The organism is Paenarthrobacter sp. OM7 (assembly GCF_029873575.1).
In the GTDB taxonomy this organism is placed as follows: Bacteria; Actinomycetota; Actinomycetes; order Actinomycetales; family Micrococcaceae; genus Arthrobacter.
On sequence record NZ_CP123579.1, the window covers coordinates 805,275 to 831,356 of the forward strand.

General features: G+C 63.6%; 22 protein-coding genes and 1 pseudogene. 7 read left to right on the plus strand and 16 right to left on the minus strand.

Annotated elements, in window-relative coordinates; all coding sequences use genetic code 11:
- Positions 1 to 3: 3 nt before the first annotated feature.
- From QEH68_RS03840 to QEH68_RS03855, 4 genes are read right to left on the minus strand one after another with little or no spacing between them, the layout of a single operon-like run.
- A complete protein-coding gene (locus QEH68_RS03840; protein ID WP_280626618.1) occupies positions 4 to 1,005 on the minus strand; it encodes a sugar phosphate isomerase/epimerase family protein in 1,002 nt (333 codons plus the stop codon).
- Between the two features lies 1 nt (position 1,006).
- Complete coding sequence (locus QEH68_RS03845) at positions 1,007 to 2,176, minus strand: Gfo/Idh/MocA family oxidoreductase (RefSeq protein ID WP_280626620.1); 1,170 nt, start codon at positions 2,174 to 2,176, stop codon at positions 1,007 to 1,009.
- A 19-nt stretch (positions 2,177 to 2,195) separates the two neighbouring features.
- The gene (locus tag QEH68_RS03850) at positions 2,196 to 3,320 is read right to left on the minus strand and encodes a Gfo/Idh/MocA family oxidoreductase (protein WP_280626622.1); all 1,125 of its coding nucleotides are present in this window, start codon (positions 3,318 to 3,320) and stop codon (positions 2,196 to 2,198) included.
- Entirely contained in the window at positions 3,317 to 4,078 is a 762-nt protein-coding gene (locus QEH68_RS03855) for a sugar phosphate isomerase/epimerase (protein ID WP_207596230.1), read from the minus strand. The genes QEH68_RS03850 and QEH68_RS03855 overlap by 4 nt, the downstream gene beginning before the upstream one ends.
- A gap of 220 nt (positions 4,079 to 4,298) precedes the next feature.
- Here QEH68_RS03855 and QEH68_RS03860 point away from each other — a divergent pair, with 220 nt between their 5' ends.
- Both QEH68_RS03860 and QEH68_RS03865 read left to right on the plus strand, forming a co-directional pair.
- Positions 4,299 to 5,516 (plus strand): ROK family transcriptional regulator, encoded by a 1,218-nt coding sequence (locus tag QEH68_RS03860; RefSeq protein WP_207596231.1) that lies wholly within the window; start codon positions 4,299 to 4,301, stop codon positions 5,514 to 5,516.
- Between the two features lie 91 nt (positions 5,517 to 5,607).
- A complete protein-coding gene (locus tag QEH68_RS03865) occupies positions 5,608 to 6,801 on the plus strand; it encodes an MFS transporter (RefSeq protein WP_280626625.1) in 1,194 nt (397 codons plus the stop codon).
- Between the two features lie 120 nt (positions 6,802 to 6,921).
- Here QEH68_RS03865 and aceB read toward each other — a convergent pair whose 3' ends face one another.
- Together aceB and aceA are read right to left on the minus strand one after the other, a co-directional pair.
- The gene (gene aceB / locus QEH68_RS03870; protein ID WP_280626627.1) at positions 6,922 to 8,574 is read right to left on the minus strand and encodes a malate synthase A; all 1,653 of its coding nucleotides are present in this window, start codon (positions 8,572 to 8,574) and stop codon (positions 6,922 to 6,924) included.
- A gap of 240 nt (positions 8,575 to 8,814) precedes the next feature.
- Positions 8,815 to 10,146 carry an isocitrate lyase gene (gene aceA, locus QEH68_RS03875; protein WP_089593676.1) on the minus strand — a complete coding sequence of 444 codons (1,332 nt, stop codon included), beginning with the start codon at positions 10,144 to 10,146 and terminating at the stop codon, positions 8,815 to 8,817.
- A gap of 154 nt (positions 10,147 to 10,300) precedes the next feature.
- On the opposite strand from aceA, the gene QEH68_RS03880 reads away from it, so the two are divergent.
- Entirely contained in the window at positions 10,301 to 11,815 is a 1,515-nt protein-coding gene (locus QEH68_RS03880; protein ID WP_207597461.1) for an XRE family transcriptional regulator, read from the plus strand.
- 171 nt (positions 11,816 to 11,986) lie between these two features.
- Positions 11,987 to 13,291: a serpin family protein gene (locus tag QEH68_RS03885; RefSeq protein WP_280626631.1), complete on the plus strand. Its 1,305-nt coding sequence runs from the start codon at positions 11,987 to 11,989 to the stop codon at positions 13,289 to 13,291.
- Between the two features lie 100 nt (positions 13,292 to 13,391).
- On the opposite strand, the gene QEH68_RS03890 is transcribed toward QEH68_RS03885, so the two are convergent.
- On the minus strand, positions 13,392 to 14,006 hold the full coding sequence (locus tag QEH68_RS03890; protein ID WP_280626633.1) for a TetR/AcrR family transcriptional regulator: 615 nt from the start codon (positions 14,004 to 14,006) through the stop codon (positions 13,392 to 13,394).
- A gap of 302 nt (positions 14,007 to 14,308) precedes the next feature.
- Between QEH68_RS03890 and QEH68_RS03895 the strand changes: the two genes are divergently transcribed.
- Positions 14,309 to 15,241, plus strand: a complete 933-nt coding sequence (locus QEH68_RS03895; protein WP_280626634.1) for a cytochrome b/b6 domain-containing protein — start codon at positions 14,309 to 14,311, stop codon at positions 15,239 to 15,241.
- 66 nt (positions 15,242 to 15,307) lie between these two features.
- Here the strand turns inward: QEH68_RS03895 and QEH68_RS03900 are convergent, their stop codons facing one another.
- From QEH68_RS03900 to QEH68_RS03920, 5 genes are all read right to left on the minus strand, one after another.
- Positions 15,308 to 16,144, minus strand: a complete 837-nt coding sequence (locus tag QEH68_RS03900) for a hydroxymethylpyrimidine/phosphomethylpyrimidine kinase (protein WP_207596237.1) — start codon at positions 16,142 to 16,144, stop codon at positions 15,308 to 15,310.
- A gap of 43 nt (positions 16,145 to 16,187) precedes the next feature.
- Complete coding sequence (locus QEH68_RS03905) at positions 16,188 to 17,174, minus strand: TAXI family TRAP transporter solute-binding subunit (protein WP_280626637.1); 987 nt, start codon at positions 17,172 to 17,174, stop codon at positions 16,188 to 16,190.
- A complete protein-coding gene (locus tag QEH68_RS03910; RefSeq protein ID WP_280626639.1) occupies positions 17,167 to 18,582 on the minus strand; it encodes a HAMP domain-containing sensor histidine kinase in 1,416 nt (471 codons plus the stop codon). The genes QEH68_RS03905 and QEH68_RS03910 overlap by 8 nt, the downstream gene beginning before the upstream one ends.
- A complete protein-coding gene (locus QEH68_RS03915; protein ID WP_280626641.1) occupies positions 18,579 to 19,241 on the minus strand; it encodes a response regulator transcription factor in 663 nt (220 codons plus the stop codon). The genes QEH68_RS03910 and QEH68_RS03915 overlap by 4 nt, the downstream gene beginning before the upstream one ends.
- 161 nt (positions 19,242 to 19,402) lie before the next feature.
- Complete coding sequence (locus QEH68_RS03920) at positions 19,403 to 20,800, minus strand: MFS transporter (RefSeq protein WP_207596241.1); 1,398 nt, start codon at positions 20,798 to 20,800, stop codon at positions 19,403 to 19,405.
- A 307-nt stretch (positions 20,801 to 21,107) separates the two neighbouring features.
- Here QEH68_RS03920 and QEH68_RS03925 point away from each other — a divergent pair.
- Positions 21,108 to 21,491: pseudogene (locus tag QEH68_RS03925) on the plus strand (methyltransferase); the annotation flags it as partial.
- 71 nt (positions 21,492 to 21,562) lie between these two features.
- On the opposite strand, the gene QEH68_RS03930 reads toward QEH68_RS03925, so the two are convergent.
- From QEH68_RS03930 to QEH68_RS03940, 3 genes are all read right to left on the minus strand, one after another.
- The gene (locus QEH68_RS03930) at positions 21,563 to 22,036 is read right to left on the minus strand and encodes a hypothetical protein (protein WP_280628067.1); all 474 of its coding nucleotides are present in this window, start codon (positions 22,034 to 22,036) and stop codon (positions 21,563 to 21,565) included.
- Between the two features lie 77 nt (positions 22,037 to 22,113).
- Complete coding sequence (locus QEH68_RS03935; protein ID WP_280626644.1) at positions 22,114 to 23,025, minus strand: TIGR01777 family oxidoreductase; 912 nt, start codon at positions 23,023 to 23,025, stop codon at positions 22,114 to 22,116.
- On the minus strand, positions 23,025 to 23,687 hold the full coding sequence (locus QEH68_RS03940; protein WP_280626646.1) for a TetR family transcriptional regulator: 663 nt from the start codon (positions 23,685 to 23,687) through the stop codon (positions 23,025 to 23,027). Before QEH68_RS03940 ends, QEH68_RS03935 begins: the two co-directional genes overlap by 1 nt.
- A 277-nt stretch (positions 23,688 to 23,964) precedes the next feature.
- Between QEH68_RS03940 and QEH68_RS03945 the strand changes: the two genes are divergently transcribed.
- Positions 23,965 to 24,675, plus strand: a complete 711-nt coding sequence (locus tag QEH68_RS03945; RefSeq protein WP_089593686.1) for a queuosine precursor transporter — start codon at positions 23,965 to 23,967, stop codon at positions 24,673 to 24,675.
- Positions 24,676 to 24,756: 81 nt separating this feature from the next.
- Here the strand turns inward: QEH68_RS03945 and tgt are convergent, their stop codons facing one another.
- Positions 24,757 to 26,028 (minus strand): tRNA guanosine(34) transglycosylase Tgt, encoded by a 1,272-nt coding sequence (gene tgt, locus QEH68_RS03950; protein WP_280627967.1) that lies wholly within the window; start codon positions 26,026 to 26,028, stop codon positions 24,757 to 24,759.
- Positions 26,029 to 26,082: the final 54 nt, after the last annotated feature.

The following is a 26,082-nucleotide window of genomic DNA, read 5'->3' on the forward strand; positions in this document are numbered from 1 at the left end:
GTGTTAGTCCTTGCTGCTGAATGCGGCGTCGAAGGAGGTCTGCGACGCCGGGAAGTCGAACTTCTTGAGGGCGGCGAGGGCTTCGGGGGCGCCGTGGAGTCGGTCCATGCCTGCGTCTTCCCATTCCACGGAGATGGGTCCGTTGTAGCCGATGGCAGTGAGGGCACGGAACGAGGATTCCCAGGGCACGTCGCCGCGTCCGGCGGAGACGAAGTCCCATCCGCGGCGCGGGTCGCCCCAGGGCAGGTGGGAGCCCATGACCGTGTTGCGGCCGGTGGGGCGCAGCTTGGTGTCCTTGCAGTCCACGTGGTAGATCCGGTCCTTGAAGTCCCAGATGAAGGACACAGGGTCGATGCCCTGCCACATGAAGTGGGAGGGGTCCCAGTTCAGGCCGAACGCTTCGCGGTGGCCGATCGCTTCGAGGGTCCGGACGGTGGTCCAGTAGTCGTAGGCGATCTCACTCGGGTGGACTTCGTGGGCGAAGCGGACACCGTTTTCGTCGAAGACGTCCAGGATGGGGTTCCAGCGGTCGGCGAAGTCCTGGTAGCCGGCCTCGATGACTTTCTCGGGGACGGGCGGGAACATGGCCACGTACTGCCAGATGGAAGAACCGGTGAACCCCACCACGGTGTCCACGCCCAGGGCGCGGGCGAGGCGTGCGGTGTGCTTCATTTCTTCGGCGGCGCGTTGGCGGACGCCCTCGGGCTCCCCGTCACCCCAGACACGTGAGCCGACGATGGCTTCGTGGCGGAAGTCGATGGGGTCATCGCAGACGGCCTGGCCTTTGAGGTGGTTGGAGATGGCCCAGACCTTCAGGTTGTACTTCTCCAGGACAGCCAGTTTGGACTCGACGTAGCCGGGTTCGTCCCAGCGCCAGGCGTCCAGGTGGTCTCCGGAGACGGCGATTTCCAGGCCGTCATAGCCCCAGCCCGAGGCAAGGCGCGCGACTTCCTCGAAGGGGAGGTCGGCCCACTGGCCGGTAAACAAGGTGTACGGGCGGGGCATGTCAGGCTCCTTCAGTAGCGGATGCGTTGAGCTGGATCAGTGAGCTTTTGGCGGCCGCGGACTCTTCCACGGCGGCCAGGATGTGCTGGACGTTCAGCCCATCCTCGAACGACGGCGACGGCGACTCACCGGCCGCGATCGCGGTGAGGAAGTCCCGGATCTGGTGCGTGAAAGTGTGTTCCCAGCCGATGATGTGACCCTGTGGCCACCACGCTCCAAGGTACGGGTGCTCCGGTTCGTTGACCAGGATCCGGCGGAAGCCCTGCTCGCGAACCGGTGCGGTCGCGTCAAGGAAACCGAGTTCGTTCAGGGCCTCCAAGTCAAAGAGAATGGTTCCCTTTTCCCCGTAAATTTCGAGCTTGAGGGAGTTCTTCTGGCCCGTAGCCACGCGGGACGCTTCCACCGAGGCGATTGCTCCGGAGGCGAGTGTGAGCGTAGCCCAAGCGGCGTCGTCGACCGTGACATCTTCCGGGCCCTGCGGCCCGGGGCGGCGGTCAACGAAGGTGTTCAGGCGGCCGGTGACCTCAGTGACGGTGTCACCGAGGAGGAACAGGATCTGGTCGATGGCGTGCGAGGCGATATCGCCCAGTGCACCGGAACCGGCGGTTTCCTTCCGCAGGCGCCAGGACATGGGGGACTTCGCGTCGGTGAGCCAGTCCTGCAGATAGGCGCCGCGGACGTGCCGGATGGTGCCGAGACGTCCTTCGGCGATGAGTTCGCGGGCCAGCGCCAACGCCGGGACGCGGCGGTAGTTGAATCCGATCATCGACTGGACCCCGCGGGCACGGGCTTTGGCGGCCGCGGCGGTCATCAACTCGGCTTCACCCAAGGTGTTGGCCAGCGGCTTCTCCACGAGCACATGCTTACCCGCCTCCAAAGCAGCGATGGCGATTTCGGCGTGCATCCACCCCGGCGCGCAGATGTCGATGATGTGGATGTCGTCCCGTTCAATGACGGAGCGCCAGTCGGTGGCGGATTCGGTCCAGCCGTACTTGGCAGCGGCTTCCGCAACGGCCTCGGCGTCCCGGCCAACCAGCACTTTCTGTTCGAACCCCGGGACGTCGAAGAAGCTGGCGACGTTCCGCCAGGCATTCGAGTGGGCCTTCCCCATGAAGGCGTAACCAATAGCGGCCACTCCCAAGGTGGAGGGCAGGTGTGGAGGAGTGGTCATGGATGTGGGTCCTCGCTGCTTAGGAAAGCGTTGCTGTTTCGGGTGCCCAGTCCTCGGGGAGGGCGGCCGAGACGGGTGCGTTGCTGGTGACGTGTACGAACGTGCCGGATTCCATGGACTCTGCGATCGAGACCATGGTGTCCAGTACGTGGTAGGCGAGGTCGCCGGTGGCGCGGTGCGGGAGGCCGGAACGGAGGGCGCGTGCCATGTCCAGGGCCCCCATGCCACGTCCGTTGGCCGGGCCTGTGGCGGGGATGATCTCGGGCTCTTCAGCGCCTGGGCGCCAGAGCTTCAGGTCGCCGTCGAAGTTGTTCGGGTCCGGGAGGGACAGGGTCGCTTCGGAGCCGGTGATTTCCACGAAGCCCATGCGCTGGCGCGGGGATTCGAAGGAGAAGACGCTGTGGGAGGACTGCCCGCCCTCGAACTGCGCCATCGCGGAGACATGGGTAGGGACCTCGACGGCGAATTCCTCGCCGGCTTTGGGTCCGGAACCGATGATGCGGGTGGCCTTCGCCGATGAGCCGACGGCGGCGACCTTGCGGACGGATCCGAAGGTCTGAATCAAGGCCGTGAGGTAGTACGGGCCCATGTCGAACAGGGGACCGGCGCCATGCTGGAAGAGGAACGCGGGGTTCGGGTGCCAGGATTCCGGACCTGGGGTCTGGAACGTGGTCATGCCCGTCAACGGTGTGCCGATGTCACCGCGTTCGATGATGCGGCGGGCGGTCTGCAAACCGGCGCCGAGGAAGGTGTCCGGGGCGGTGCCGAGCCGGATGCCCGCGGCGTCGGCAGCTTTAAGCAACCCCAGCCCGGAGTCGCGGTCCAGGGAGAAAGGCTTCTCGGTCCAGACGTGTTTGCCGGCGGCCACCGCGGCGGTGGCGACCTCCACATGGGCTGCGGGGATGGTCAGGTTGATGATGAGTTCGACGTCGGGGTGGGTCAGTGCCAGCTCCGGGGTGCCGAATTCGGCGATGCCGTATTCCTTGGCGCGGGCCTGCGCGGCTTCGGCGAAGAGGTCCGCGACAACCAGGACCTTCACATCAGGGAAGGTGGTGAGGTTGTCCAGGTACTGCTTGCTGATGTTGCCTGCGCCGATGACGGCAACACCTACGGGGCCTTTACGGGTGGAGGGTGCGAAGCTCATGCCTGTACTCCTTCGGCTGCGTCTGCGCTGGCTGCGGCGGTGAGGTAGGCCAGGCTTTGGGTGATGCCTTCGAAGATGTCGCCGGAGTAGTCATCAAATTCCACCACGCCTACTTCCAGTGACTTCGCTGCGGCGATGACGTCCAGGACCGGGATGGTGCCCTGGCCTGCGGGCTGTTGGGCTTTGGTGTCGGTGGTGGCCGGGCCGTCCTTGATGTGGATGAGCTTTACCCGGTCACCCAGGCGGGCCAGGACTTCCACGGGATCCTGGCCGCCGACGGCTACCCAGTAGGTGTCTATTTCCAGGACCACTTCCGGGTCCAGCAACCCTTCGAAGTATTCCAGTGCGGTTTTGCCCTCGATGGTGGACTCCAGCTCCCAGGCGTGGTTGTGGTACCCCACGCGGATGCCGTACCCGGCGCCCTTCTTCGCTGCGGCGTTGAGCTTGGCGGCGGTGGCCTGGATGGTTTCGGCGTCCTGCCAGTGCTCCGCGGGAAGGAAAGGATCGATCACCGTGGTGATGCCCAGTTCCTTGGCGGCTGCGAAGATCTCGTCCTGGTCCTGGGACAACAGCGGGGCGTGCCCGGACGGCGCGGTCAGGCCGTTCTCCTTCAACGCTGCACCGAGTTCCTTGGCCGTGGCCACAAAGTTGTACGGCTCCACCTGCGTGAAACCGATCCCGGCGACCTTCCTGATGGTTCCCGGCAAGTCCTCCTGGATGGCATCGCGGAGGGTGTACAGCTGAAGTGAATACGACATTGGGTTCCTTTTCGGGAGAGGGTGTTTCCGGGAGATCAGGGACTTGGCGCCAGTCTAGTGAGCACCCACTGGGGGAGCTACCGATTCCGCCCGGCAATGGACTGTTCGAGCACTTATTTCAGCCTAGAGGGACTTTTGCCGATCGTCTAGCAAAAGTCGAAGATATTCTGACAAAGTTCTGGTGGATGACATGCATAAGCAATCGTGCTTCACTATGTGGATGACAACAGCTGCCGGAACTGACGCCGGAAGAACCTCCGCGCCAGAGGCCGGCAACCTTTCACGCCCTGGGAATTTGTTTCAGCTCCTCCGCGACGGCAGGGCCCGTACACGTGCTGAGCTTGTTGAAACCACTGGACTGGCCCGTTCCACCGTTGCTGCCCGCATTGACGCCCTCATCAGTTCCGGACTTGTGGGTCCCGCCGGTGAGGCTTCCTCCAGTGGCGGCAGGCCGCCGTCGCGCTTTGCTTTCAACCCCGCCGCGAGGGTGGTCCTGGCCGTCGACGTCGGAGCCACCCACGTGATTGTTGCCGTCACCGACCTCGGCGGCAGCGTCCTGGCCGAGCGGCGCCTGGCGCAGGAAGTCGCCGACGGGCCGGATGCGGTCCTGGGCCGCGTGGTGGCTGCGGGCCGTGAACTCCTGGCCGAAGCCGGACGGAAACCCGGCGACCTCGCCGGCATGGGAATCGGATTGCCCGGGCCTGTGGAGCACCATACCGGGCGACCCGTAAAGCCGCCGATCATGCCTGGCTGGGACGGATTCGACGTCGTCTCCTACGTTCAGCGTTCTTGGCCGGTTCCTGTCCTGGTGGACAACGACGTCAACATCATGGCGCTCGGCGAGCGCACCGCCTACTGGCCGGACCACCAGAACTTCCTGTTCATCAAAGTGGCTACGGGCATCGGAGCCGGCATCATCAGCAGTGGTCAATTGCAGCGCGGCGCCAACGGCACCGCCGGCGACCTCGGCCACGTCCGTGTCCCACGCGGCGACGACGTTCTCTGCCGGTGTGGCAATCACGGATGCCTTGAGGCGCTTGCATCAGGTCCCGCCGTCGCGCGTCAGCTGCAGGCCCAGGGACTGGAAGCGTCTACCGGCGGTGATGTCCTCAGGCTCGTTGGTGAAGGAAATCTGCAGGCGATCCAGGCGCTGCGGCAGGCGGGGCGCGACGTCGGCGATGTGCTGGCCACCGTGGTCAACCTGCTCAATCCGTCCATGATCATCATCGGCGGCAGTGTGGGGGAGTCCGGCGAGCACCTTGTGGCCGGCATCCGCGAAGTGGTCTACCGGCGGTCCTTGCCGCTGGCCACCACGCACCTGCGCATCGGCATCTCCATGGCAGGCCAGCGTGCCGCGGTCCTGGGCGCCAGCCAAATGGTGACCCAGCATGTCTTGTCGCCGGCCGTGATTGAGGCCACGCTCCAAGCAGCGGGTTAGGTCTTGTTGGGTACCGGTTGCCGGATGAGGGCGTGATAGCAATGAAAGTGATGAAAACTCCTCCTGCATTCTGTGCTTGCCCCTGCGCCCGATGACCCAGTTCCTCGCTAAAGTTCCCCGCGGCTGGCTGATCCTTGCGTGCATTGGCCTCATTGCCCTGAATATGCGCGGCCCCTTTGTGGCTGTGGCTCCCGTGGTCGATTCGCTGCAGCAGGACCTCGGCTTCTCGCCGGTTGAGCTTGGACTGCTGACTGGCATTCCCGTGCTGTGCTTCTCCCTCGCTTCCCCGTTGGCTTCGCTGGCGGGACGCCGGTTTGGGGCCGAGTTCGCCGTCATGCTGACGTTGCTCGGAGTGTTGGCCGGCGTGATCATCCGCTCCAGCGGTGGCGGTGCCTCGGTGATGGTGGGCACGGTGGTCATTGGCGTGGCCATCACCATCGGCAACATCGCGGTGCCGCTGATCATCCGGCGCGACTTCGCACCCCGGCGCCAGGCGACCGCGATGGGCGTTTACACCGCCGCGCTGAATGTTGGCTCGTTCCTCACCTCAGTGGCAACTGCGCCCCTTGCTGAGCTGGTGGGGTGGCGGCTTTCCCTCGCGGCCAGTGCTCTGCTGGCTTTGGCCGCGATTCTGTTCTGGGTTCCTACAGTTGGAGCCCGCCGGGCGTTTGTTCCCCTTGCGGTTCCTGCTCCTCCGGCTTCCCCGGCGGGGCGCGTCGCGGGTGTCCGCTGGCTGACTGTGGGCCTCACACTCGGCTTCGCGGGGCAGGCGTTCTCCTACTACGGGGTTACCGCCTGGCTCCCGAGCTTCCTCTCCGATGAACTCGCCATGGGCACCGCCGAAGCCGGGGCAGGATCCTCCCTCTTCCAAATCTTCGCGATTGTGGGCGGCCTGGGCGTACCACTCCTGGCTCGTTTCGCCAGTACGACGACGGTTGCGGTCACCTTGAGCGCGCTGTGGCTGACCGTACCCGTGGGCTTGCTGCTGGCACCTTCGTGGTGGTGGATGTGGTCCTCGCTGGGCGGTATTGCCCAAGGTGGCGGCATCACGGTGATCTTCATAGCCATCATCAAGTTCGCCCAATCTCAGGCCGCCGCCGGCAGGATGTCCGCCGTGGTGCAGGGGGTGGGCTACTGCTTCGCTGCGTTGGCTCCCACTGCCATCGGGTTCGTGCACAGTGTTACCGACGGCTGGACGGTGCCGCTGTTCGTGATCCTCGGCTCGGTCCTGACGTTCTGTGTGTGCACCACGTTGTCCGTGCGCTGGGTGGCCCGGCAGCGGTAAATCGGCTGGGCATGGGTAAGCCCCGCTGCTGGGCTGCCTCCCCGACGGTCGGGGTCACTTGTTGCGAAGAGTGCAGGCAGCCCAGCGTCGGGGCTTGGTGTGTCGCTGGCCAGCGAAAAGCTAGGCGGCGACGAGTTCCTCCTCCGTGGCCTCTTCACGGGCCTCGGTGAGGAAACGGGCGTAGGCGGGGATGGTCAGGAAGGTGGGGAATTCTTCGGCCAGTGTGACTTCTTCGAAGATGGCGCGGGCGTCAGCGAAGCGGTCTCCATCGAAGCGTTCCAGGCGGGCGTATTCCTCGTCCAGCATGTCTTCCACCCATTCGCGGGTGATGATATCGCCGTGGTCGGTGATGGCGTGGGAGTGGATCCACTGCCACAGCTGGGACCGGGAGATCTCGGCGGTGGCGGCGTCTTCCATGAGGTTGTGGATGGCCACAGCTCCGTTGCCGCGCAGCCAGGACTCGATGTACCGGATGCCTACCTCGATGTTCAGGCGGACCCCGCCCTCGGTGATGGTTCCCTCGGTGCTGGCGATGTCGATCAGTGCGCGGTCATCGGGGGTGACATCCTCGCGGGAGCGATCCAACTGGTTGGGGCGGTTTCCGAGAACTGAGTCGAACACTTCCCGGCATACCGGCACCAGATCCGGGTGGGCCACCCACGAACCATCAAAACCGTCGTTGGCCTCACGGGTCTTGTCGGCGCGGACTTTCTCGAAGGACGCGGTGTTGGCGGCTTCGTCCTTGCGGTTGGGAACAGCTGCGGCCATCCCACCGATCGCCATTGCCCCGCGACGGTGGCAGGCCCGGACCAGTTGCTCGGTGTAAGCGCGCATGAACGGCTGGGTCATGGTCACCTGGCCGCGGTCCGGGAGCACAAAACGCGGTCCGCGGGTGCGGAAGTTCTTGATCAGGGAGAAGATGTAGTCCCAGCGGCCGGCGTTCAAACCCGACGCATGGTCGCGCAGTTCGTAAAGGATCTCTTCCATCTCGAACGCGGCCGTGATGGTTTCGATCAGGACAGTGGCACGAATGGTGCCCTGCGGGATGCCGAGCAGGTCCTGGGCCAGGACGAAGATGTCGTTCCACAGGCGGGCTTCGAGGTGGTTTTCGATCTTCGGCAGGTAGAAGTACGGGCCCTTGCCCTGGGCGAGCAGGCGGCGGGCGTTGTGGAAGAAGAACAAACCGAAGTCCACAATGCCGCCGGCGATCGGCTTGCCGTCGATCAGCATGTGCTTCTCGGGCAGGTGCCAGCCACGGGGACGGACCACGATGGTGGGCAGGTCCTCGGCGGACTTGAGCTTGTACTCCTTGCCCTCAGGGGACGTGAAGTCGATGCGCCGCTCCAAAGCATCGGTCAGGTTCAGCTGGCCCTGGATGACGTTGCGCCACGTCGGCGTGGACGAGTCCTCCATGTCGGCCAGCCAGACCTTGGCCCCGGAGTTCAAGGCGTTGATGGTCATCTTCTTGTCCACCGGGCCCGTGATCTCCACGCGGCGGTCCTCCAAACCCGGAGCCGGGGGAGCTACACGCCAGGTCGGATCATTCCGGATGCCCTCGGTTTGCGGCAGGAACCGCGGATCCTGGCCACCGGAAATCTGGTTACGGCGGGCGTGCCGTGCCTGCATCAGCTCCTGACGACGATCAGCAGTAGCCCTGTGCAACTTGCCGATGAACTCCAAGGCGTCCGGAGTCAAAACCTCGTTCTGCCGGCAGATGGGCTGCGCGGTGATAGTGATGCCATTGATGGTGAAGTTGTCAGTGAAGCTGTTCATTCTAATTCTCCTAAAAAGGTTCGACGGCGGCACTTGCCTGGGTGGGTTGGGGCCGGGAGGGGAAGTCCTCCGCGTGCTATTCCCCATCCCGGCCGCATGGCCTCGCGGGACTCGGCCGGCGTCCGGGACAGGGCCCCTTTTACGCACGCTTCCGGATTCCCCCATCCGGCCGGGGGCGGTGAGTGCCGCCGTCGTGCCTTCCGGTGAGCGAAGCGAACAGCTCACCTTTGGGCGTTTTGGTTAGTGGAACTGGCCTTCTTCGGTGGATCCCACCAGGGCCAGGGTGGATGCGTTCGGGTTGAGCGCGGTTGCGATGTCGTCGAAGTAGCCGGTGCCGACCTCGCGCTGGTGCTTGGTAGCGGTGTAGCCGCGGGATTCGGAGGCGAATTCCTTTTCCTGGAGCTCGACGTAGGCGCTCATGCCTTCACGGGCGTAGCCGTGGGCGAGGTCGAACATCGAGTAGTTCAGGGCGTGGAAGCCGGCCAGGGTGATGAACTGGAACGTGAAGCCCATGGCACCGAGTTCGCGCTGGAACTTGGCGATGGTGGTGTCGTCCAGGTGCTTGCGCCAGTTGAAGGACGGGGAGCAGTTGTAGGAAAGCATCTGGTCCGGGAACTCGGCTTTGACCGATTCGGCGAACTTACGGGCCAGCTCCAGGTCCGGGGTGCCGGTCTCCATCCAGATGAGGTCGGAGTACGGTGCGTAGGCCTTGGCACGGGCGATGCAGGGTTCGATGCCGTTGCGGACCTTGTAGAAGCCCTCGGCGGTACGAACCGGCTGTCCGCCTTCGCGGAGGATGAATTCCTGGTCGCGCTCGTCAACGTCGGAGGTGATCAGGGTTGCTGCTTCGGCGTCGGTGCGGGCGATGACGACGGTGGGAGTGTCGGCGACGTCGGCTGCCAGGCGGGCGGCGTTCAGGGTCCGGATGTGCTGCTGGGTGGGGATCAGCACCTTACCGCCCAGGTGTCCGCACTTCTTTTCGGAAGCGAGCTGGTCTTCCCAGTGAACGCCTGAGGCACCGGCGGTGATCATGGATTTCATGAGTTCGTAGGCGTTCAGCGGGCCACCGAAACCTGCTTCGGCATCGGCGACGATCGGGACCAGCCAGTCCTCAACGGTCTTGACGCCCTCGGCATACTCAATCTGGTCTGCGCGGAGCAGTGCGTTGTTGATGCGGCGGACAACCTGCGGGACCGAGTTGGCCGGGTAGAGGGACTGGTCCGGGTAGGTCTGGCCCGAGAGGTTGGCGTCTGCTGCCACCTGCCAGCCGGAGAGGTAGATGGCGCGGAGGCCGGCCTTGACCTGCTGCACTGCCTGGTTGCCGGTCAGTGCGCCCAACGCGTTGGTGTAGCCGCCGGTGGGAGCTTCCTCGGTGAGCTGCTTCCAGAGCTTCTCCGAACCGCGGCGGGCCAGGGTGTGCTCTTCGGAGACGCGGCCGCGGAGGCGGACGACGTCGGTGGCCGAGTAATCACGGGTGACGCCTTCCCACCGCGGGTTGGCAGACCATTCAAGTTCCAGCGCCGCTGCCTGCTGCTCTGCGGACTGTTCTGCGGGTTCAAACGATGCGGTCATTGCATGTCTCCTAATATCCAAGTGGGGCTCCCGGGCCGGCCTCCGCTGCGCCTTTGCTGCATCGGCCGGCTTGCCCGGGGTCTGTCTTTCTTTTTCGTAAGTCCTACTTTTCTGCACTTCCAAGAGGGTTGCTAGAGGAAAACTATGGAAAGAAATGCACTTCTTCGCGTATTCTCAAGAAATGTCGCCTGTGAGCTGGAATCGTGAAGTCGCATCGCCGTCGTTGTCGCCTGCGCCCCCTGAACTGGACGTCATCAGCCTTGGCCGCCGCGTGCGCCACCTGCGCAAGCAGGCCGGACTGACGCTGGACGACTTGAGTGCCGCCGTCGGGACCGCACCAAGCCAGCTGAGCCTGCTTGAAAACGGCAAGCGGGAGCCCAAACTGGGGTTGCTGCAGCAGCTGGCCGTGTCGCTGAATGTGAGCATCGACCAGCTGTTGGGGGCCGAGCCGCCGAGTCGCAGGGCTGCGCTGGAAATCGAGCTCGAGCGGTACCAGCGCGGACCACTCTACGAGTCCCTGAACCTGCCGAAAATCCGCATCAGCTCGCGGCTTCCGCTTGATGTGCTGGAGTCGCAGGTGGGGCTGCTGCAGGAGCTCGAACGCAAACTTAATGAGCAAGTTGCGACGCCGGAAGAAGCCCGCCGTGCCAACGGCGAGTTGCGTGCCATGATGCGCGAGCGCGGTAACTATTTCCCCGAGTATGAGGCCGAGGCGCAGAAGGTCCTCAAAGGGGTCGGCTACACCACCGGTCCGCTGAGCCAGCACGTCATTGCCGACATCGCCGAGAACCTCGGTTTTTCCCTTCATCATGTGGGCGATTTGCCGCACTCCACACGGTCCGTGACGGACTTGAAGAACCGCAGAATTTACCTGACGCAGAATCAACGCCAGGACCATGATCCCCGGTCGGTCCTCCTCCAGGCGCTGGGCCATTACGTCCTGGGACACGAAACTCCGCGCAACTACGGGGATTTCCTGGCACAGAGGGTGGCCACCAACTACTTCGCGGCTGCTTTGTTGCTGCCGGAGCAAGCAACGGTGGAGTTCCTGCAAAAAGCCAAAGCGGCCAAGGAAATCGCTGTGGAAGACATTCGGGATGCTTTCGCCGTGTCCTACGAGACCGCCGCGCACCGCTTCACCAACCTGGCCACGAAGCACCTCGGCATCACCACGCATTTCCAGAAGACGCACCAGTCCGGCATCATCTACAAGGCGTACGAGAACGACGGTGTCACCTTCCCGCAGGACCATACCGGGGCCATTGAGGGGCAGCCATCGTGCAAGGCGTGGACCTCACGTGCCGTGTTCGACGTGCCAGACAAGTTCAGCGCTTACAGCCAGTACACCGACACACCCTCGGGAACGTACTGGTGCACAGCGCGCACCGAGCGGTCAGCCAACGGCGAGTTCTCACTCAGTATCGGTGTTCCCTACCAGCACGTGAAATGGTTCCGCGGTCGGGAGACCACGGCCCGGGCCACGTCCAACTGCCCGGATCCCAATTGCTGCAAGCGGCCGCCGGCCTCTCTCGCCAACGAGTGGGCGGGCAACGCCTGGCCATCCGCCAGGGCGCATTCGCACCTGCTCGCGGCCATGCCTCCAGGAGCCTTCCCCGGCGTGGACGAGACCGAGGTGTACAGCTTCCTGGCGGCGCACTCCGACCGCTGATGCTCTCTCACATCACTCGTGCTTGAGCCCCACGCTCTCTCACATCACTCGTGCTTGAGCGTGACCGTCTATCACCTTCCGGCAACATTTGGCGATCCCTCTCTCACATCGAGTGAGTTCCCACGTCAAAGGGGGCACCATGTGAAGACAACGCCAAGCAGGGGATGCGCCATGAATTCAGTCCGGAAGGTGGCCGCGGCCATCGCGGCAGCCGCAGTGGTAAGTGGTTCTGCGACTCTCAGCGCCTGCGCACCCCAACCATCCGGCGTCGAACTCCAAACGGCCGACGGCGTGACCCGGGCGTCGGTGCACACGGCGGACTACCCGGCGCAGTTTAAAGCCTTCAACGCGTCAGCGCGCAAGCTCGGTGCCGCCTTGCTCGCCGATGGCGGCGAGAGTTCCAACGGGAACGTCGTGTCGTCGCCGGCAAGCCTGTTGATCGCGTTGAGCATGCTCCGCGCAGGTGCCTCGGGTGCCACGGCCACGGAGATGGACTCAGCTCTGGGGTTGCCCACCGAGGGGCGCGACGAAGCGATGAACGCGCTGCTCGCCTCCTTGGAAAAGTTCGACGGCGACCCCGGCTCGGTGGACGAAGACGACCCGCCGCGCAAGCCGGTGATGCATGCTGCCAACGGGCTGTTCATTGATAGAGGCGTCCCTACCGGCGAGGCCTTCCTGGCCACGCTCGCCAAACATTTCGGCACGGGGGTGTACCCGGTGTCGTTCCGGGACGAGGCCGTCACCAAACCGGCCATCGACCGCTGGGTCAGCAGGAACACCGGGGGTCGGATCAAGGAAGCACCCGCACAATACGATTCCGACAACACGTTCAGCCTGCTCAATACCCTCTATTTCGCCGCCGCCTGGCAAGAGCCCTTCGACGCGAGCGACACCTCGGACGCGCCCTTTACCAAGGCCGGCGGTGAGGTGATCAACACGCCAACCATGCACTCATCGCTCACGATGGCCTACGCGGAAGCTCCCGGATGGAAAGCTGTGGACCTGCCTTACGCCGAGGGCTTCGTGATGCGGCTGATACTGCCCGACGGCGGTGCGTCGGGTTCGGCTGGTTCGGCTGCGGTTTCTGCGGAGATGCTGGGTGAGGTGGCGGCCGGATTGAGCAGCGCCCCTTTGGATACGGTCCACCTGCAGCTGCCCAAGTGGGACCACAAGACCACGTTCGACCTGCGAAAGGTCTTCGAAACACTTGGACTCAACCAGATGCTGGCTACGGACAAGGACTTCAACGCCATCCAGTCGGACATGAAACTGACACAGGCTGCGCAGGCCGCCAACATTACGGTTGCCGAGAAGGGCACCATCGCGTCGGCCGTCACTCAACTTAACGCCGTGGGCTCAGCCGCAGCGCCCGAACCCCAACGCGAGCTGATCCTCGACCGCCCGTTCCACTACGAGATCGTGCATGTGGAGACGGGAATGCCTCTGTTCACGGGGTGGGTGGCTGACCCGCGGTGAGGGCCGGCCAATCGAGTTCGCTGGAACGCTGCGGTAACGCCGGAAGTTTCCGGGGGTTCCCGGCGTTTTCCCGCGACCTCAGTGCCGGTAGTGGCCGCGGTTAGCGGACCAGGCGGCTCACCAGTATGGCCGCCGCATCTACCACTTCGTCGGCCTCGCGCTTGGTGGCGCTGAGGGCTACTTCCTGCCCTGCCACGGTGACGATGTCCGTGATGACAGCGACCGTGAGGCGGCCCAAGGTGTCGTCGCTGGCACCCAGGAGCACGGTGTTTTGCCGGACCCACTCGCGTCCGCGCTCGCGTCGTAGAACCTCGAAGCCCGGGGGAGTGTCGCCTTCAATGAACACCCGCTCAAGGCCGCGGTGTTTCCAGGTGTAGTCGAAGTAGCTGCGGCTGCCCACGTTGAACAGAGTCAGGGGATCGTTCTCGCCGGCTTTGCGGGCTTTGGCCACGGCCGCGGCGACCAAGCGCTCGTGTTCATTTTGATAGTCGTCCCATAGTGCAAGGAAGAGTTCTGTCTTGCCGCCGAAGTGGTGATAGAGGCTGCCTACGCTGGATCCAGCGCGGGCCACGATGTCCGAGATGCTCGCGCCGGTGAAGCCATGCTCGACGAATACATCGCTGGCCGCATCCAGCAGGTTGCGTTGGGTTGCCGCGGTGCGGGTCCATTTCCAGGAGCCGGCATGGCTGGCTACTTCGGAAGTCTTACGGACCACGCTTGGCCTCCCTTTCGCGGCAGGACGTAGATCGGAGTGTCGGACGGCTATTTTTTGGAATCCTACCTCCCAAGGAATCCAGATAGCCAGCAACAAGCCTTGACTGGCTCATGAAACACAGGAAATAATTCTGGAAGTCTGTTCTAGAAATACGTATTGCGGCATGTATCCGAATGCTGCGATTTTTGACGTCGAACGCCCCGAAACCCGGGTGCCGTTTTCACCGTCGGGCCGCAACTGGTTGAATCGCTGTATAGCGCCAACTGGTCGCAGCCAAACAAGCCAGAGAGGAACGCGGCCTGATGTCCGTTTCAAGCAAGTCGTCCGGGATCACGTCGAACAGGTGGTTCAAACCCATCGTCGTCACCGCAGGAGCTTTGGTGGTGGCACTGATTCTGGTGCTCGTTGCGCAATGGCTCCGGACCCTCCAGCCGGTCCAGCAATTCCTGACGGACTACCCCGGGCACTCGGCCGTTCCCGAGGGCACTCCTACCGGCTTCCCCGCGTGGCTCGGCTGGCAGCACTTCCTCAACATGTTCTTCATCGTCCTGATCATCCGTTCGGGCTGGCAGGTGCGGACCACCACCCGCCCGGCGGCCAACTGGACGCGGAACAACAAGGGCTTCATCAAGACCAAGAACCCGCCTACCAAGATCAGCCTGGACCTTTGGTTCCACCTGACGCTTGACGCGCTCTGGGTCTTGAACGGCATCATCTTCATCGTGTTGCTCTTCGCCACCGGGCAGTGGTTGAGGATCGTGCCGACCAGCTGGGACGTCTTCCCCAACGCAATCTCGGCCGGCCTGCAGTACGCCTCGCTGAACTGGCCCGTCGAAAACGGCTGGAACAACTACAACAGCCTGCAGCTCCTCACCTACTTCATCACGGTCTTCATAGCGGCCCCGCTGGCCATCATCACGGGCCTTCGGATGTCCGGGGCATGGCCAAAGAAGGCCGCGATCAACAAGTTCTATCCCATTGAACTTGCCCGCAAGATCCACTTCCCGGTGATGATCTACTTCGTCGCGTTCGTGATCGTCCACGTGACGCTGGTGCTGGCCACTGGCGCGCTGAGGAACCTCAACCACATGTACGCCGCAAACGACGACAACAACAGCTGGTGGGGCTTTGGGATCTTCGCAGCTTCCATTGTGTTCACAGCGGCCGCCTGGTTCCTCGCCCGGCCCTTGTTCCTGCGCCCGATCGCCTCGCTCATGGGCAAGGTCTCCCGCTAACCCACACGCAAAAAACAGCCGCCTCGGAAGTGTTTCCGGGGCGGCTGTTTTTGCGTGACGGAGAGGCTAGGACAGGGCCCCGCCCTGCCACAGCGCATCAAAGGGAGCCCCGGAGGACACGCGGTTCTTGATACCCGCGGTCACGAACGCCTTCGCCGTACGGGCAGCTTCAAGCGGCGTGGCACCCTTGGCCAATTCGGCCGTCACAGCTGCAGCAAGGGAGCAACCGGCTCCGGACACAGCAACTTCGCCGACCTTCGGGGCACGCAGGACTTCCAGCGTCTCGCCGTCGTAATAAACGTCGACGGCGTCGGGGCCTTCCAGCCGAACCCCGCCTTTGGCGAGGACTGCTGCGCCGCTGATCTCGTGGATGCGGATGGCGGCGGCCTTGAGCGTCTCTTCGTCAGTAATGGTGAGGCCGGACAGCGACTCGGCTTCGAAGTGGTTCGGAGTGACGAAGGTGGCCAGTGGCAGGATCTGCGCCTTCAACGCCTGGTCCGTGTCCAGGGCGTGGCCTGGTTCTTGTCCCTTGCAGATCAGGACCGGGTCCAGCACCACGTGCTTGAAGGATCCGTCGGTCAGTGCCTTCTCCACGGTGCTGATGGTTGCCGGGCTTCCGAGCATACCGATCTTCACGGTGTCCAACACCGACGGTGCGCCGGAAGCGGCACCATAGGCCGCCGTCGTGGCTTCCAGCTGGTCTGCAATGACGTGCTGGTCCACCGGCACAAAGCGGTGGTTCCAGTTGTCCTGCGGGTTGAAGGACACGATGCAGGTGAGGTTCGCAATGCCGAACACTCCGAGTTCCTGGAAGGTCTTGAGGTCGGCCTGCGCGCCGGCGCCACCGGTCGCTTCGGAGCCGGCAATGGTCAGGGCAATGGCAGGGGCAACGGCTGAAGTCATGTCATCATTTTGGCAGTTGCTCCGGTTTGACTCCTAAACGGGGCTAGCCGTGCAGCGCCCGGTAGGCAGCCTGTGCAGCCGGGTGCAACGGGACGCCGGCGGTGTTAATCAGTGTTTCGGGGCTGAGGAACTGCACGCCGGTGCTGGATTTCGGCACCAGATCCTGGGCCTGTTCCACCAGGAGTTCAACGGTTTGCCGGACAACCTGATCGGCCAGATCCCTGCGGCACAGGAGCAGGTTGGCTACGCCCACGGTCCAGACGGCGGGTGCGTTCCCGTAGCTGTTCGCGGGGATGAGGACGCGGTCATAGAAGAAACCCGATTGGGCCCGGGTCGCCGGGATGAACTCCGAGATGTCGAGGAGACGCACGCCTGTTTCCTGGGCTGCAGCAGCGATGGGCGCCGTCGGGACACCTCCGGACTGGATCATCACGTCAAGGGAACCCTCCCGCAAGGCGGCCAGGGCTTGGTTCAACCCAAAGTTGGCTTGCTTCAGTGCCCGTTCCGGCCCGGCCGTTTCAGGAGACAGCCCGGCGGCAGCAATGATGCGCCCGGCCGTGAGGGTGGTTCCCGAGCCCACCTCACCCACGCCCGCAGTCTTCCCGGCGAGGTCAGCGAAGGTTCGGATTCCGCTGTCTTCCCGAACGATGCAGTGGACGTAGTTCTGGTACACCTTTCCCAAGGCCACCAACTGGCTTTCACCCCGTCCGGGAGCTGCCTGGGCAGCTGCGTCGGCCAGCGCGACGGCGAGCGTCGCCTCGCCGGATAAGACCCGCTGAATGTTCTCGAGGCTTCCGCCGGTGGTCAATGCAACTGACCTCCCAGCGACCCCTTCACGCTCCAGCAAGTCGGCGAGCAGGCTGGCGAACTCAAGGTAGAAGCCGCCCGATTCGCCGCCGGCAACGGTGATTTCCTGAGGGCGTTCCTCTGTGGTGCAGCCTGCTGTTGAAGCGAGCAGACTGCCGCCCAAGCCAAGCGCCACGGCTGTCTGGAGGACACTCCGCCGCGAGACTTTGAGGGGTTCAGGCATGCGTGTCCTCCTCCGGTTTCACGAACTCGAGGCGTGCCGCCAGGCCATGGGGCTCGCGGGCCTCCAGGACCAGCCTCGCGCCATTTGCTTCTGCAAGCCGCTCCACGATGGTCATCCCCAGCCCGTTGCCCGCAATACTGCTGTGTTGCGGAGCCCGCCAGAACCTGGTGGTGGATGCGGCGAGCTGTTCGGCCGGGAGGCCCGGGCCGTCGTCGGAAATCACGACGGCGGTGCCTCCTTGCGTCTGCCGGGTCGCCACCGTGATGGTGGCCCCCGGCGCGTATTTGATGGCGTTGGCGAGGAGTTCGCCCACCATGTGCGCGAGTTCATCGGGGTCGCAGACGATCGGGCTTTCTGACCCAGGGCCCTCCAAGGTGAGCTCTGATCCGGCACGGTGAGCGGCCGGCGTCGCCCGTTCAACCTCGCCTTGCAGAATCGGGTACGGGTCGATGACGGCCAACCGCTGGTGTTCCGGTGCTTTTTCAGCCCGGGCAGACCCCTCAAAGGCGCGGTGTTCCGCCGTCGCCAGCTTCAGCACGCCGTCGAGCATCTCTTCCACCCGCTCAAGTTCCGCCACGACGCCGGCCGCCGCTTCTTTTTCGGGCACCGAACGCAAAGCGAGCTGCAGCAGGTCGATCCTCAACCGCAGCGCCCCTACGGGGTTGCGCAGTTGGTGCGAGGTATCGGCGATGAGCCGGCGTTGTGACTCCATGCTCTCGGTCACCGTATCCGCCATGGCGGTGAAGGATCGGCTCAGTTCCCGGAGCTCAGGCGGTCCGGCTTCAGGGAGCTGGCTGGTTTTTCCCGTCGCTTCGAGCTCGTGGACTGCCTTGCTGAGGCGATGGACCGGGCGCAAAACCCATCCCGTGATGCGCGATGCCGCTACGAGCAGCAGCACGCCCAACGCCACCGCGGCAAGTACGACGACGAGCCACCGCTCCCGTAACTTCTGCCGGGCTGCATCGAGGTCGACTTCAAGGACCACCTCTCCGAGTACCTGGCTGGCTGTCCCGAAGGACCTGGAGATGAAGTCGTTGCCGGTACCGAAAGCGCGGATCGGGTTCAGCGTGGTGTCGCTGAGGTTGAGGCTTGCCCGGTTGAGGGCGTCCTCGACCTCTGAATGGTCTTCGCTGAGACCGCCGGCGCGGAGGGTTTCCTGCTGGAGGCGGATCAGGATTCCTTCGCCATAAAGCTCGGAATAGCGGTCCATTTCCCGCTGAAGTTGGGTTGTATTGTTGTCCTCCACGGCGTCACTGGCCAGTTGCGCGAAGCGGTTGAGGGCTGCGACGCGGTTGATCTGCAGTTCCTGGGTGAGTTCCCGGCTGGCAGAGGTCAGGATCACGCTGGATACCGTCACCACAATGATCACCATCAGCAGGCTCAGGATGCCGAGGACGCGGACTTTCACGGTTGCTCTACGCGGTAGCCGACGCCCCGGACGTTAATGATGAATCCGGGAAGTTGGAGCTTGGATCTGAGGCCTGTCAGGTGCACGTCCAAGGACCGGGAGTGGGCCAGGAAAGCATCTCCCCAGAGTGCGTCCAGGATCTGTTCCCGGGTGACCACGGAGCCTGCATTCCTGGCCAAGAGGCTGAGGAGGTCGAACTCGGTTGCGGTGAGGGCGAGGTGCCTTTGGCCCACGGATGCCACGCGACGGTGGAGGTCCACCTCCAGCTCTCCGAGGACTATGGTGTGCGGGGTTTCCTGGCCTGAGCGATTGGTGCGCCTGGTGACCGCTTCGATTCTGGCGAGCAGCTCCACGAGCTTCACGGGCTTGACAAGGTAGTCATCCGCCCCGGATCGAAGACCCAGCACCACGCTGCGCTCGTCGTCGCGTGCTGTCAGGATCAGGATGGGGACCTGGGTTACTTGGCGGAGTTTCCGCAGGACGTCCAAGCCATCCAGGTCCGGGAGGCCGAGGTCCAGCAGGATCACTTCGTGCTGCCGGTGAGCCAGGAGTGCGTCCTCGCCACGGGATACCCTGGTGTGCTTGTGGCCGGCAGAGGCGACGGCAGCGCTCAAGGCCGACGCCATGGCGTCGTCATCCTCGACGATGAGCACTTGCACTGTCAGGGTCCTTTGTCTTGCTCGGCTGGTTTACTGCGGGCTGGTTCGCTGGTTCTGGTCCGCTGGTCCTGGTCCGCTACTAGAGCTTAACGTTGTGAGGCCCGCTCTGCGCCCTTCGGAGTGTCCAAAGGGGGCAGAGCGGGCCTCACAAAGCGGCCAGATTAGGCGTTGACGAGGTCCTTCTTGTCGTCGTCGTCCTTCGCAGTGCCCTTAGCCACAAAAGCGTTGCCTTGCTCGGCATCCAGGTGAGTGGCCTTCTTGTTCTTCAACGCGAAGATGTACACCAGGAGCGAGATGAAAATGGCTGCCGTGACGTAGGTGAAGAACAAGTCCACCTGATCCGACTTCTGCAGCGCTGCGCCAATCAGCGGAACGGTGCCGCCGAACAGCGAGTTGGCGATCGCGTAACCGAGCCCGACGCCGAGCGCGCGGATGGAAGCCGGGAACAGTTCGGCCTTCACCAGCGCGTTGATGGACGTGTAGCCGCCAACCATCAGCAGGCCGCCGAGCATCAGCAGGAACGCCATGAACGGATCCTTGGTGCCGGACAGGGTGGAGAGCAGCGGCCACGTGAAGAGCACACCGGTCACGCCGAACCAGATCAGCAAGGGCTTGCGGCCAACCTTGTCCGATATCAGGCCGTACACCGGCTGCAGCAGCATGAAGATGAACAGAGCCCAGAAGTTGATGACGGAGGTATCTGTCTTCGCGATGCCGGACGTATCGTTCATGAACTTCAGGATGAAGTTGGTGTACGTGTAGAACGCCACGGTACCGCCCAGGGTGATTCCGATGCAGATGAGCAGCGGCTTCCAGTGCTTGGTGAAGAGCAGCTTCATGGTGCCTGGCTGGGCTTCACCCTCAACCTTGACGTGGGCGGCGCGGAGCTGATCGGCCGAAAGGGTTTCTTCCATGGAACGGCGGAGCCAGAGAACAACCAGGGCAGCGACACCGCCTATGGCAAACGGAATACGCCAGCCCCACGCGGTCAGGTCTTCTTTGCTCATGGTGTTCTGCAGGATCACGAGCACCAAGAGGGCAAGCATCTGCCCGCCAATAAGCGTCACGTACTGGAAGCTGGAGAAGAAACCGCGGCGCTTGGCCGTCGCTGCCTCGGACATGTACGTGGCGCTGGTGCCGTATTCGCCACCGACAGAGAAGCCCTGCACGACGCGGATGAACACCAGCAGGATCAGGGCCCAGAGGCCGATCACGTCTTGCGTTGGCAGGATCGCGATGGCGAAGGAACCGGCCGACATCAGCGTCACACTGAGTGTCAGGGCAGCCTTGCGGCCCTTCCGGTCGGCATAGCGGCCGAAGAACCAACTGCCGATGGGACGCATGAGGAACGACGTCGAGAAGACAGCCATCGCCTCAAGGCCTGCCTGCAGGTCGTCCGAGGAGTTGAAGAAGTGCGACTGGAAATACGCCGCGAAAACCGTATAAACGTAGAGGTCGAACCACTCCACGAGGTTTCCTGCCGAGCCTTTGAGGATGTTGCTCACGGCTTTGCGTGTCTGGGCGGCTTCGCTCAGAGGTGCAGCTTGTTGGGTGCTCATCAATGAACCTTCCTGGACGGCGCCTGATACGGCAGCCGTGTCTTGCATGAGTTCGTTCTGTCCATGAAGCTGGTGCTCATGGCGTCCTTGCGCATGGCTCTTCGTCGACTAAGAAAGGCCCTCCGGGGTGAAGAGGACATGTTCCAAGCTATGGGTGATGCACGGCACAGCCATAGCTGGCGGGGCATTTCCTAACACTTCCTTAGGTTTCGGCCGGTTAGTGCTCGACGGCGGCCGCTCACCTTCAGGTTTTCGGTCGCAGCTTGGCGCTGTGGCTTTCCTGGATGGCCGGAGTTATCTTCGTGGCATGGATGCAGTTCGCCGCGCACCCCGCGCCGTGCAGCAGGCGGCAGCCAACATTCCGCTGCCGCCGGGCCAAGTTGTCGGTCTGGTGCTGGACGTGGTCCTCGACCGTCTGCATCCCGTTTCCGTCTCTGAGCGCAGCGTAAGACATAGAGCGGCCGGCGCTGTGTTGGTTCTGGCTGGCGCGGGGATCACCGCTTGGGCTGTTTCGGAGCGACGGCGTAGAACGGCAGGAAGCTTCGCGCTGGCCCACCCCGAAGATCTGGTGACCACCGGGCCCTATGCGGCGAGCCGCCACCCGATGTACCTGGGGTGGTGGCTGATACACGCAGGGGTGGCGATTTCCCGAGATTCTGCTTGGGCCCTGGTGACTCTGCCTGCAGGAATGGTGGTGGAACACCTGGGCGCTTTGTGGGAGGAACGCACTCTCCGGCAGGAATTTGGCCAGTCCTACGCCGACTACGAAAGAGAGGTTCCCCGGTATGTCGGCTCACCCGCGTGGTTGATTCGCACCAGTTTCCAAACAGCCAGACGGCCGACGCCGGCGGCGAGGGCGATGGATAACGAGAGCAGCCACGGACCGGTTGCCGAGAGTCCGCCAAACGGTGCGCACATGAGTAGTCCGACGGAGAAGAACGCGGCCACGTGAACCCACTGGCTCCGAATGCGACGCAGCGCCAGCCCAAGGAGCGATCCCACGGCAGCACCAACTGCCCAGGCGGGGAGCAAGCTGTAAATGAAAAAGATGATCCACCACTCAGGTGCTTGGATGCTGACGAGAACGCAGAAAGTCAGATGCGCTACTGCGGTGCCAACTGCCAGTCCTTTGCCGCCGAGCACCACTCTGTCCTTTGGCCCGTATCGCCAGCCTCCCGACGGGCTCCGCGTCGCCAGCGCGAATTCCTCCTTGTCTGACCAGGGTTCCTGACTCATGAATACCTCCGGGGGATGTGAGAGACGGTTCGCCTGAAGGGGCGGGGATGTGAGAGACGGTTCGCTTGAAGGTGCGGTTATGTGAGAGAGGGTTTGGGGTGCGCGTTGGCGATCTCGTTAAGCGCGCCAGCCAGCGATGGATACTCAAACGCGAACCCCGCGTCGAGCAACTTCCGGGGTTCTACCCACCGGCTCTTGAGGACCAGCTCGGTCTGTGTCCGAATGAGGACGGCGCCGGCCTCGAGCAGCCATGCGGGTGTCGGGATGCCAAAGGAGACACCCATGCTTCGCCGAACCATGGCCATGAGCTCCCGGTTGTCCACAGGGTGGGGCGTCGCCGCGTTCACCGGTCCGCTCAGCTCTCCGTGATCGTGGACGAACAGCACCGTCCTGAACAGGTCCTCCACATGGATCCAGCTGAACTTCTGCGTGCCCGGACCCATGTGCCCGCCCAAACCGAGGCGGGCGAGGTTCCGGAGGGGACTCATGACGCCGCCCGCCCCCAGGACAATCGCGATGCGGAGCGGCACTTTGCGGGTGCCGGGGACAACGGCAGCCGCCAACTCGTCTTCCCACGCACGCGCCACGTCCACGGAGAACCCGCTGCCCAATTCACCCGAGACCTCGGACTGCGGGTGATCTTCGGCGTGCCGGTAAATGGTTCCGGTGCTGGAGTTGATCCACGTCCTGGGCGGTTCGGCGCAGGCAGCAACAGCCCGGCCCAAGGCACGCGTGGTGAGAACCCGGGAGTCCAGAATCTGCCGGCGGTGCCGCTCGTCATAACGGCAATTCACGGATCGTCCGGCGAGGTTCACCAGCAGTTCGGCACCGTCCAGCACTTTGGTGATGGCGCCGTCGTCGTGCCATTGCGCGTCAGCCGAAGCGTCCCGCCCAACGGTCCGGACCTGCCAGCCTTCTTGAAGGAACCGCCGCTGAAAGTAGCTGCCTATGAAGCCAGTAGCGCCGGCGATGACTACTGTCCGCCGCATCACGAATCTTCCTTGACGTTGCGCACGAGTCCCAGAACGTCATCGAACACCTTGCTGACGCCCGGAATCTTCGCCAGCGACAAGCCGCGCGCCACCAGCGGGGCGGCGCCGTCGATCAGCTTGCGTGTGCGGCGCTGGTTCTCGGAGGTGTCGTAAACCCAGAACAGCGCGACTCCCATGTACGCCAGCCACAGCAGCTCGGGCAGATCGCCGCGCAGCTTCTTCGCAACGGCGGGGGAGGAGCCCTCGACGGCGGACCGGAAGATCGCGAGCGAAGCCTCCCGTGCGGCGGTGGACGCCTCGCCGAACGGATTGACGGGCGACGACGGCCGGATCGCCGTCGCGATGAAGTCGGAACCAAACTGGTGGTACGGCGCCATGACGTCGATGCCGGTGTGCAGCACTGCCTTCAGGCGGCCCGCGAGATCTTGGACTCCTTCCAAGGCCTGCGCCGCAACCACGGCGTGTTCATCCTGCACTTGAGCGTAAAGCTCCTGGACGAGCTCGTCCTTGGATGCGAAATAGTAGTAGGCATTGCCGACTGAGACCCCGGCCTCCTGGGCAATGGCTCGCATGGTGGTCTTCTCAAAGCCAACCTCGCGGAACATTTTCAGCGCGACGTCGGCCACTAATTGGCGGGTCTGCTCACTCTTTGCTGCCATGGTGCCGCTCCCTGGGACGTATTTTGAACGTGTTCAAGACTGAGTATGGCATATTTCTGAACACGTTCAAAAGGGGACGTGAGTGAGCGTTGGGTTCAAGCCCGAGGGATGTGAGAGAGCGTTGGGTTCAAGCCCGAGGGATGTGAGTGAGCGTTGGGGTGGAGGAGTGGGAGAATGGAACCGGTGCCGGGCCACATGCCCCACCAACCACAGTGCTAATACAGCGGGGCGCCCTGAACGAAGGAGCCTGCGCGAACCACTACGAAATGGATGACCCATGCCCTCGCCCTCAGGCTCCAGTACCTTGAGCAAGCCCGCCCCACGCTTTGCTTCAATAGGCTCCCCGTATTTCGGCATCATGCTGGCCATCATGGCCGTGGTGCTGATCCTGTCCAACATCGGCGCTTCCAAGGGCGTCGCGCTCGGGCCAATCCTGACTGACGGCGGGTTCTTCCTGTTCCCCATCGCCTACATCCTGGGTGATGTGATGAGCGAGGTGTACGGCTTCAAGGTGGCGCGCAAGGCCATCATCACCTCGTTTGCCCTCTCGGTCTTTGCCTCTCTCTGCTACTGGATCATCATCGTGCTGCCCGGTTTCAATGACGAGTACAGCATCGGCAAGCAAGCAGCCCTCGAAGGCGCCCTCGGACCCGTGCCGCTGATCGTCCTTGGATCGCTCCTTGCCTTCCTTGCCGGACAGACCATCAACTCCTGGATCCTGGTGAAGATGAAGGCCCGCACCGGCGAGAAGTCCCTGTGGGCACGCCTGATGGGCTCGTCCGTGGTGGGCGAATTCGTGGACACCCTGATCTTCTGCAGCATCGCAGCATCGGTCATCGGCATCACGGACTTTGGCTCGTTTCTGAACTACGCCCTGGTTGGCTTCGTCTACAAGACGGCCGTGGAGTTCCTGTTCGTGCCCGTCACCGTGCTGGTTGTCGGGTGGATCAAGAAGCGCGAGCCAAGCTACGGGGTAACGGCAGCCTAGGCTCGGGCCGAGTTCGCCGGAACCGTGTGAGTTCGCCGGAAGTTTCCGCACGCCCACGCAGGCTTCCGGCGATCTCGACGCCTACGAGTAGTACCGGCCCAGGGTCTCCGCCTTGAACTCGAAGAAATCCCCGGATTCGATGGCCAAGCGGGCGTCGTCCACCATCTTCACCACGAAGCGCTCGTTGTGGATGGAGATGAGCGTTGCCGAGAGCATTTCCTTGGCCTTGAACAGGTGGTGGATGTAAGCCCGCGAGTAGTTCACGCACGTGTAGCAGTCGCAGCCGTCCTGCAACGGCCCGAAATCGGTTTTATAGCGGGCCCCGGACAGGTTGAACCGGCCGAACGGTGTGTAGAACGCCGAATTTCGGGCCACGCGGGTGGGGGAGACGCAATCGAAGGTGTCGGCGCCGTTCTCGATGGCAGTGAAGATGTCGTCCGGCTCGGAGATGCCCAGAAGGTGCCGGGGCTTGTTCTCGGGCAATTCCTCGTTGCACCAGCGCACAATCGTGCCCAGGTTTTCCTTCTCCAGCGCCCCGCCGATCCCGTACCCATCAAAGGGCATGGCACCGAGATCCCGGCACGCCTTGCGGCGAAGGTCCTCATACTGCGCACCCTGGATCACGCCGAACAAGGCTTGATAGGGCTTGCCCACGCGGGAAGAAGTCAAGGAAGCGTGCTCCTCCAAGCACCGCAGCGCCCACAGCCGGGTCCGCTCCAGGGACTCCTCCTGGTAGGCCCGCGAGTTCTGCAGCGTGGTGAGCTCGTCGAAGGCGAACATGATGTCCGCGCCGATCTGGTGCTGGACCTGCATGGAAATCTCGGGGGAGAAGCGGTGCCTGTCCCCGTTGAGGTGCGATTTGAACCAGACGCCGTCATCGTCAATGTGCGCCAGCCGTTCCTTGCCCGGTGCCACGGCGTCGTCGGGTCCGGACGAATCGACGTTCTTCATGTCGATGACCTTCTTGAACCCAGAACCCAGGCTCATCACCTGGAATCCTCCGGAGTCGGTGAAGGTCGGCCCGGACCAGTTCATGAACGCGCCCAGCCCACCGGCGGCGTCGAGGATCTCCGGCCCCGGCTGCAGGTACAGGTGGTATGCGTTGGCCAGCACAGCCTGCGCACCGAGGTCGGCGATGGACTCGGGCAGCACCGCTTTCACGGTGGCTTTGGTCCCGACGGCGATGAACGCGGGCGTCTGGATGGTTCCGTGCGGTGTGGTGATGGTTCCGGTGCGGCCCAGGAAAGCTCCGCCGTTGGCATTCACTTGGGCGTCCGACGGCGAGCACGTTTCAGTCAGGCGCTGGCCCACCGAAAAGGAGAACCCGGATTGCCGGGAGGACAACCCTGGCAAGTCAGGCTGGCCGGGAGTAGGGGAAGACACAGACGCGGAAGCAGAAACGGAAGC

What these genes read in the sequence shown, in the direction of transcription:
- QEH68_RS03845 (WP_280626620.1), bottom strand. Translation starts at nt 2,176, where the DNA reads ATGACCACTCCTCCACACCTGCCCTCCACCTTGGGAGTGGCCGCTATT.
- QEH68_RS03860 (WP_207596231.1), top strand. Translation starts at nt 4,299, where the DNA reads ATGACAACAGCTGCCGGAACTGACGCCGGAAGAACCTCCGCGCCAGAG.
- QEH68_RS03930 (WP_280628067.1), bottom strand. Translation starts at nt 22,036, where the DNA reads ATGAGTCAGGAACCCTGGTCAGACAAGGAGGAATTCGCGCTGGCGACG.
- QEH68_RS03885 (WP_280626631.1), top strand. Translation starts at nt 11,987, where the DNA reads ATGAATTCAGTCCGGAAGGTGGCCGCGGCCATCGCGGCAGCCGCAGTG.
- QEH68_RS03895 (WP_280626634.1), top strand. Translation starts at nt 14,309, where the DNA reads ATGTCCGTTTCAAGCAAGTCGTCCGGGATCACGTCGAACAGGTGGTTC.
- QEH68_RS03940 (WP_280626646.1), bottom strand. Translation starts at nt 23,687, where the DNA reads ATGGCAGCAAAGAGTGAGCAGACCCGCCAATTAGTGGCCGACGTCGCG.
- QEH68_RS03945 (WP_089593686.1), top strand. Translation starts at nt 23,965, where the DNA reads ATGCCCTCGCCCTCAGGCTCCAGTACCTTGAGCAAGCCCGCCCCACGC.
- QEH68_RS03850 (WP_280626622.1), bottom strand. Translation starts at nt 3,320, where the DNA reads ATGAGCTTCGCACCCTCCACCCGTAAAGGCCCCGTAGGTGTTGCCGTC.
- QEH68_RS03865 (WP_280626625.1), top strand. Translation starts at nt 5,608, where the DNA reads ATGACCCAGTTCCTCGCTAAAGTTCCCCGCGGCTGGCTGATCCTTGCG.
- aceA (WP_089593676.1), bottom strand. Translation starts at nt 10,146, where the DNA reads ATGACCGCATCGTTTGAACCCGCAGAACAGTCCGCAGAGCAGCAGGCA.
- aceB (WP_280626627.1), bottom strand. Translation starts at nt 8,574, where the DNA reads ATGAACAGCTTCACTGACAACTTCACCATCAATGGCATCACTATCACC.
- QEH68_RS03880 (WP_207597461.1), top strand. Translation starts at nt 10,301, where the DNA reads ATGCACTTCTTCGCGTATTCTCAAGAAATGTCGCCTGTGAGCTGGAAT.
- QEH68_RS03855 (WP_207596230.1), bottom strand. Translation starts at nt 4,078, where the DNA reads ATGTCGTATTCACTTCAGCTGTACACCCTCCGCGATGCCATCCAGGAG.
- QEH68_RS03920 (WP_207596241.1), bottom strand. Translation starts at nt 20,800, where the DNA reads ATGAGCACCCAACAAGCTGCACCTCTGAGCGAAGCCGCCCAGACACGC.
- QEH68_RS03935 (WP_280626644.1), bottom strand. Translation starts at nt 23,025, where the DNA reads ATGCGGCGGACAGTAGTCATCGCCGGCGCTACTGGCTTCATAGGCAGC.
- QEH68_RS03900 (WP_207596237.1), bottom strand. Translation starts at nt 16,144, where the DNA reads ATGACTTCAGCCGTTGCCCCTGCCATTGCCCTGACCATTGCCGGCTCC.
- QEH68_RS03905 (WP_280626637.1), bottom strand. Translation starts at nt 17,174, where the DNA reads ATGCCTGAACCCCTCAAAGTCTCGCGGCGGAGTGTCCTCCAGACAGCC.
- QEH68_RS03840 (WP_280626618.1), bottom strand. Translation starts at nt 1,005, where the DNA reads ATGCCCCGCCCGTACACCTTGTTTACCGGCCAGTGGGCCGACCTCCCC.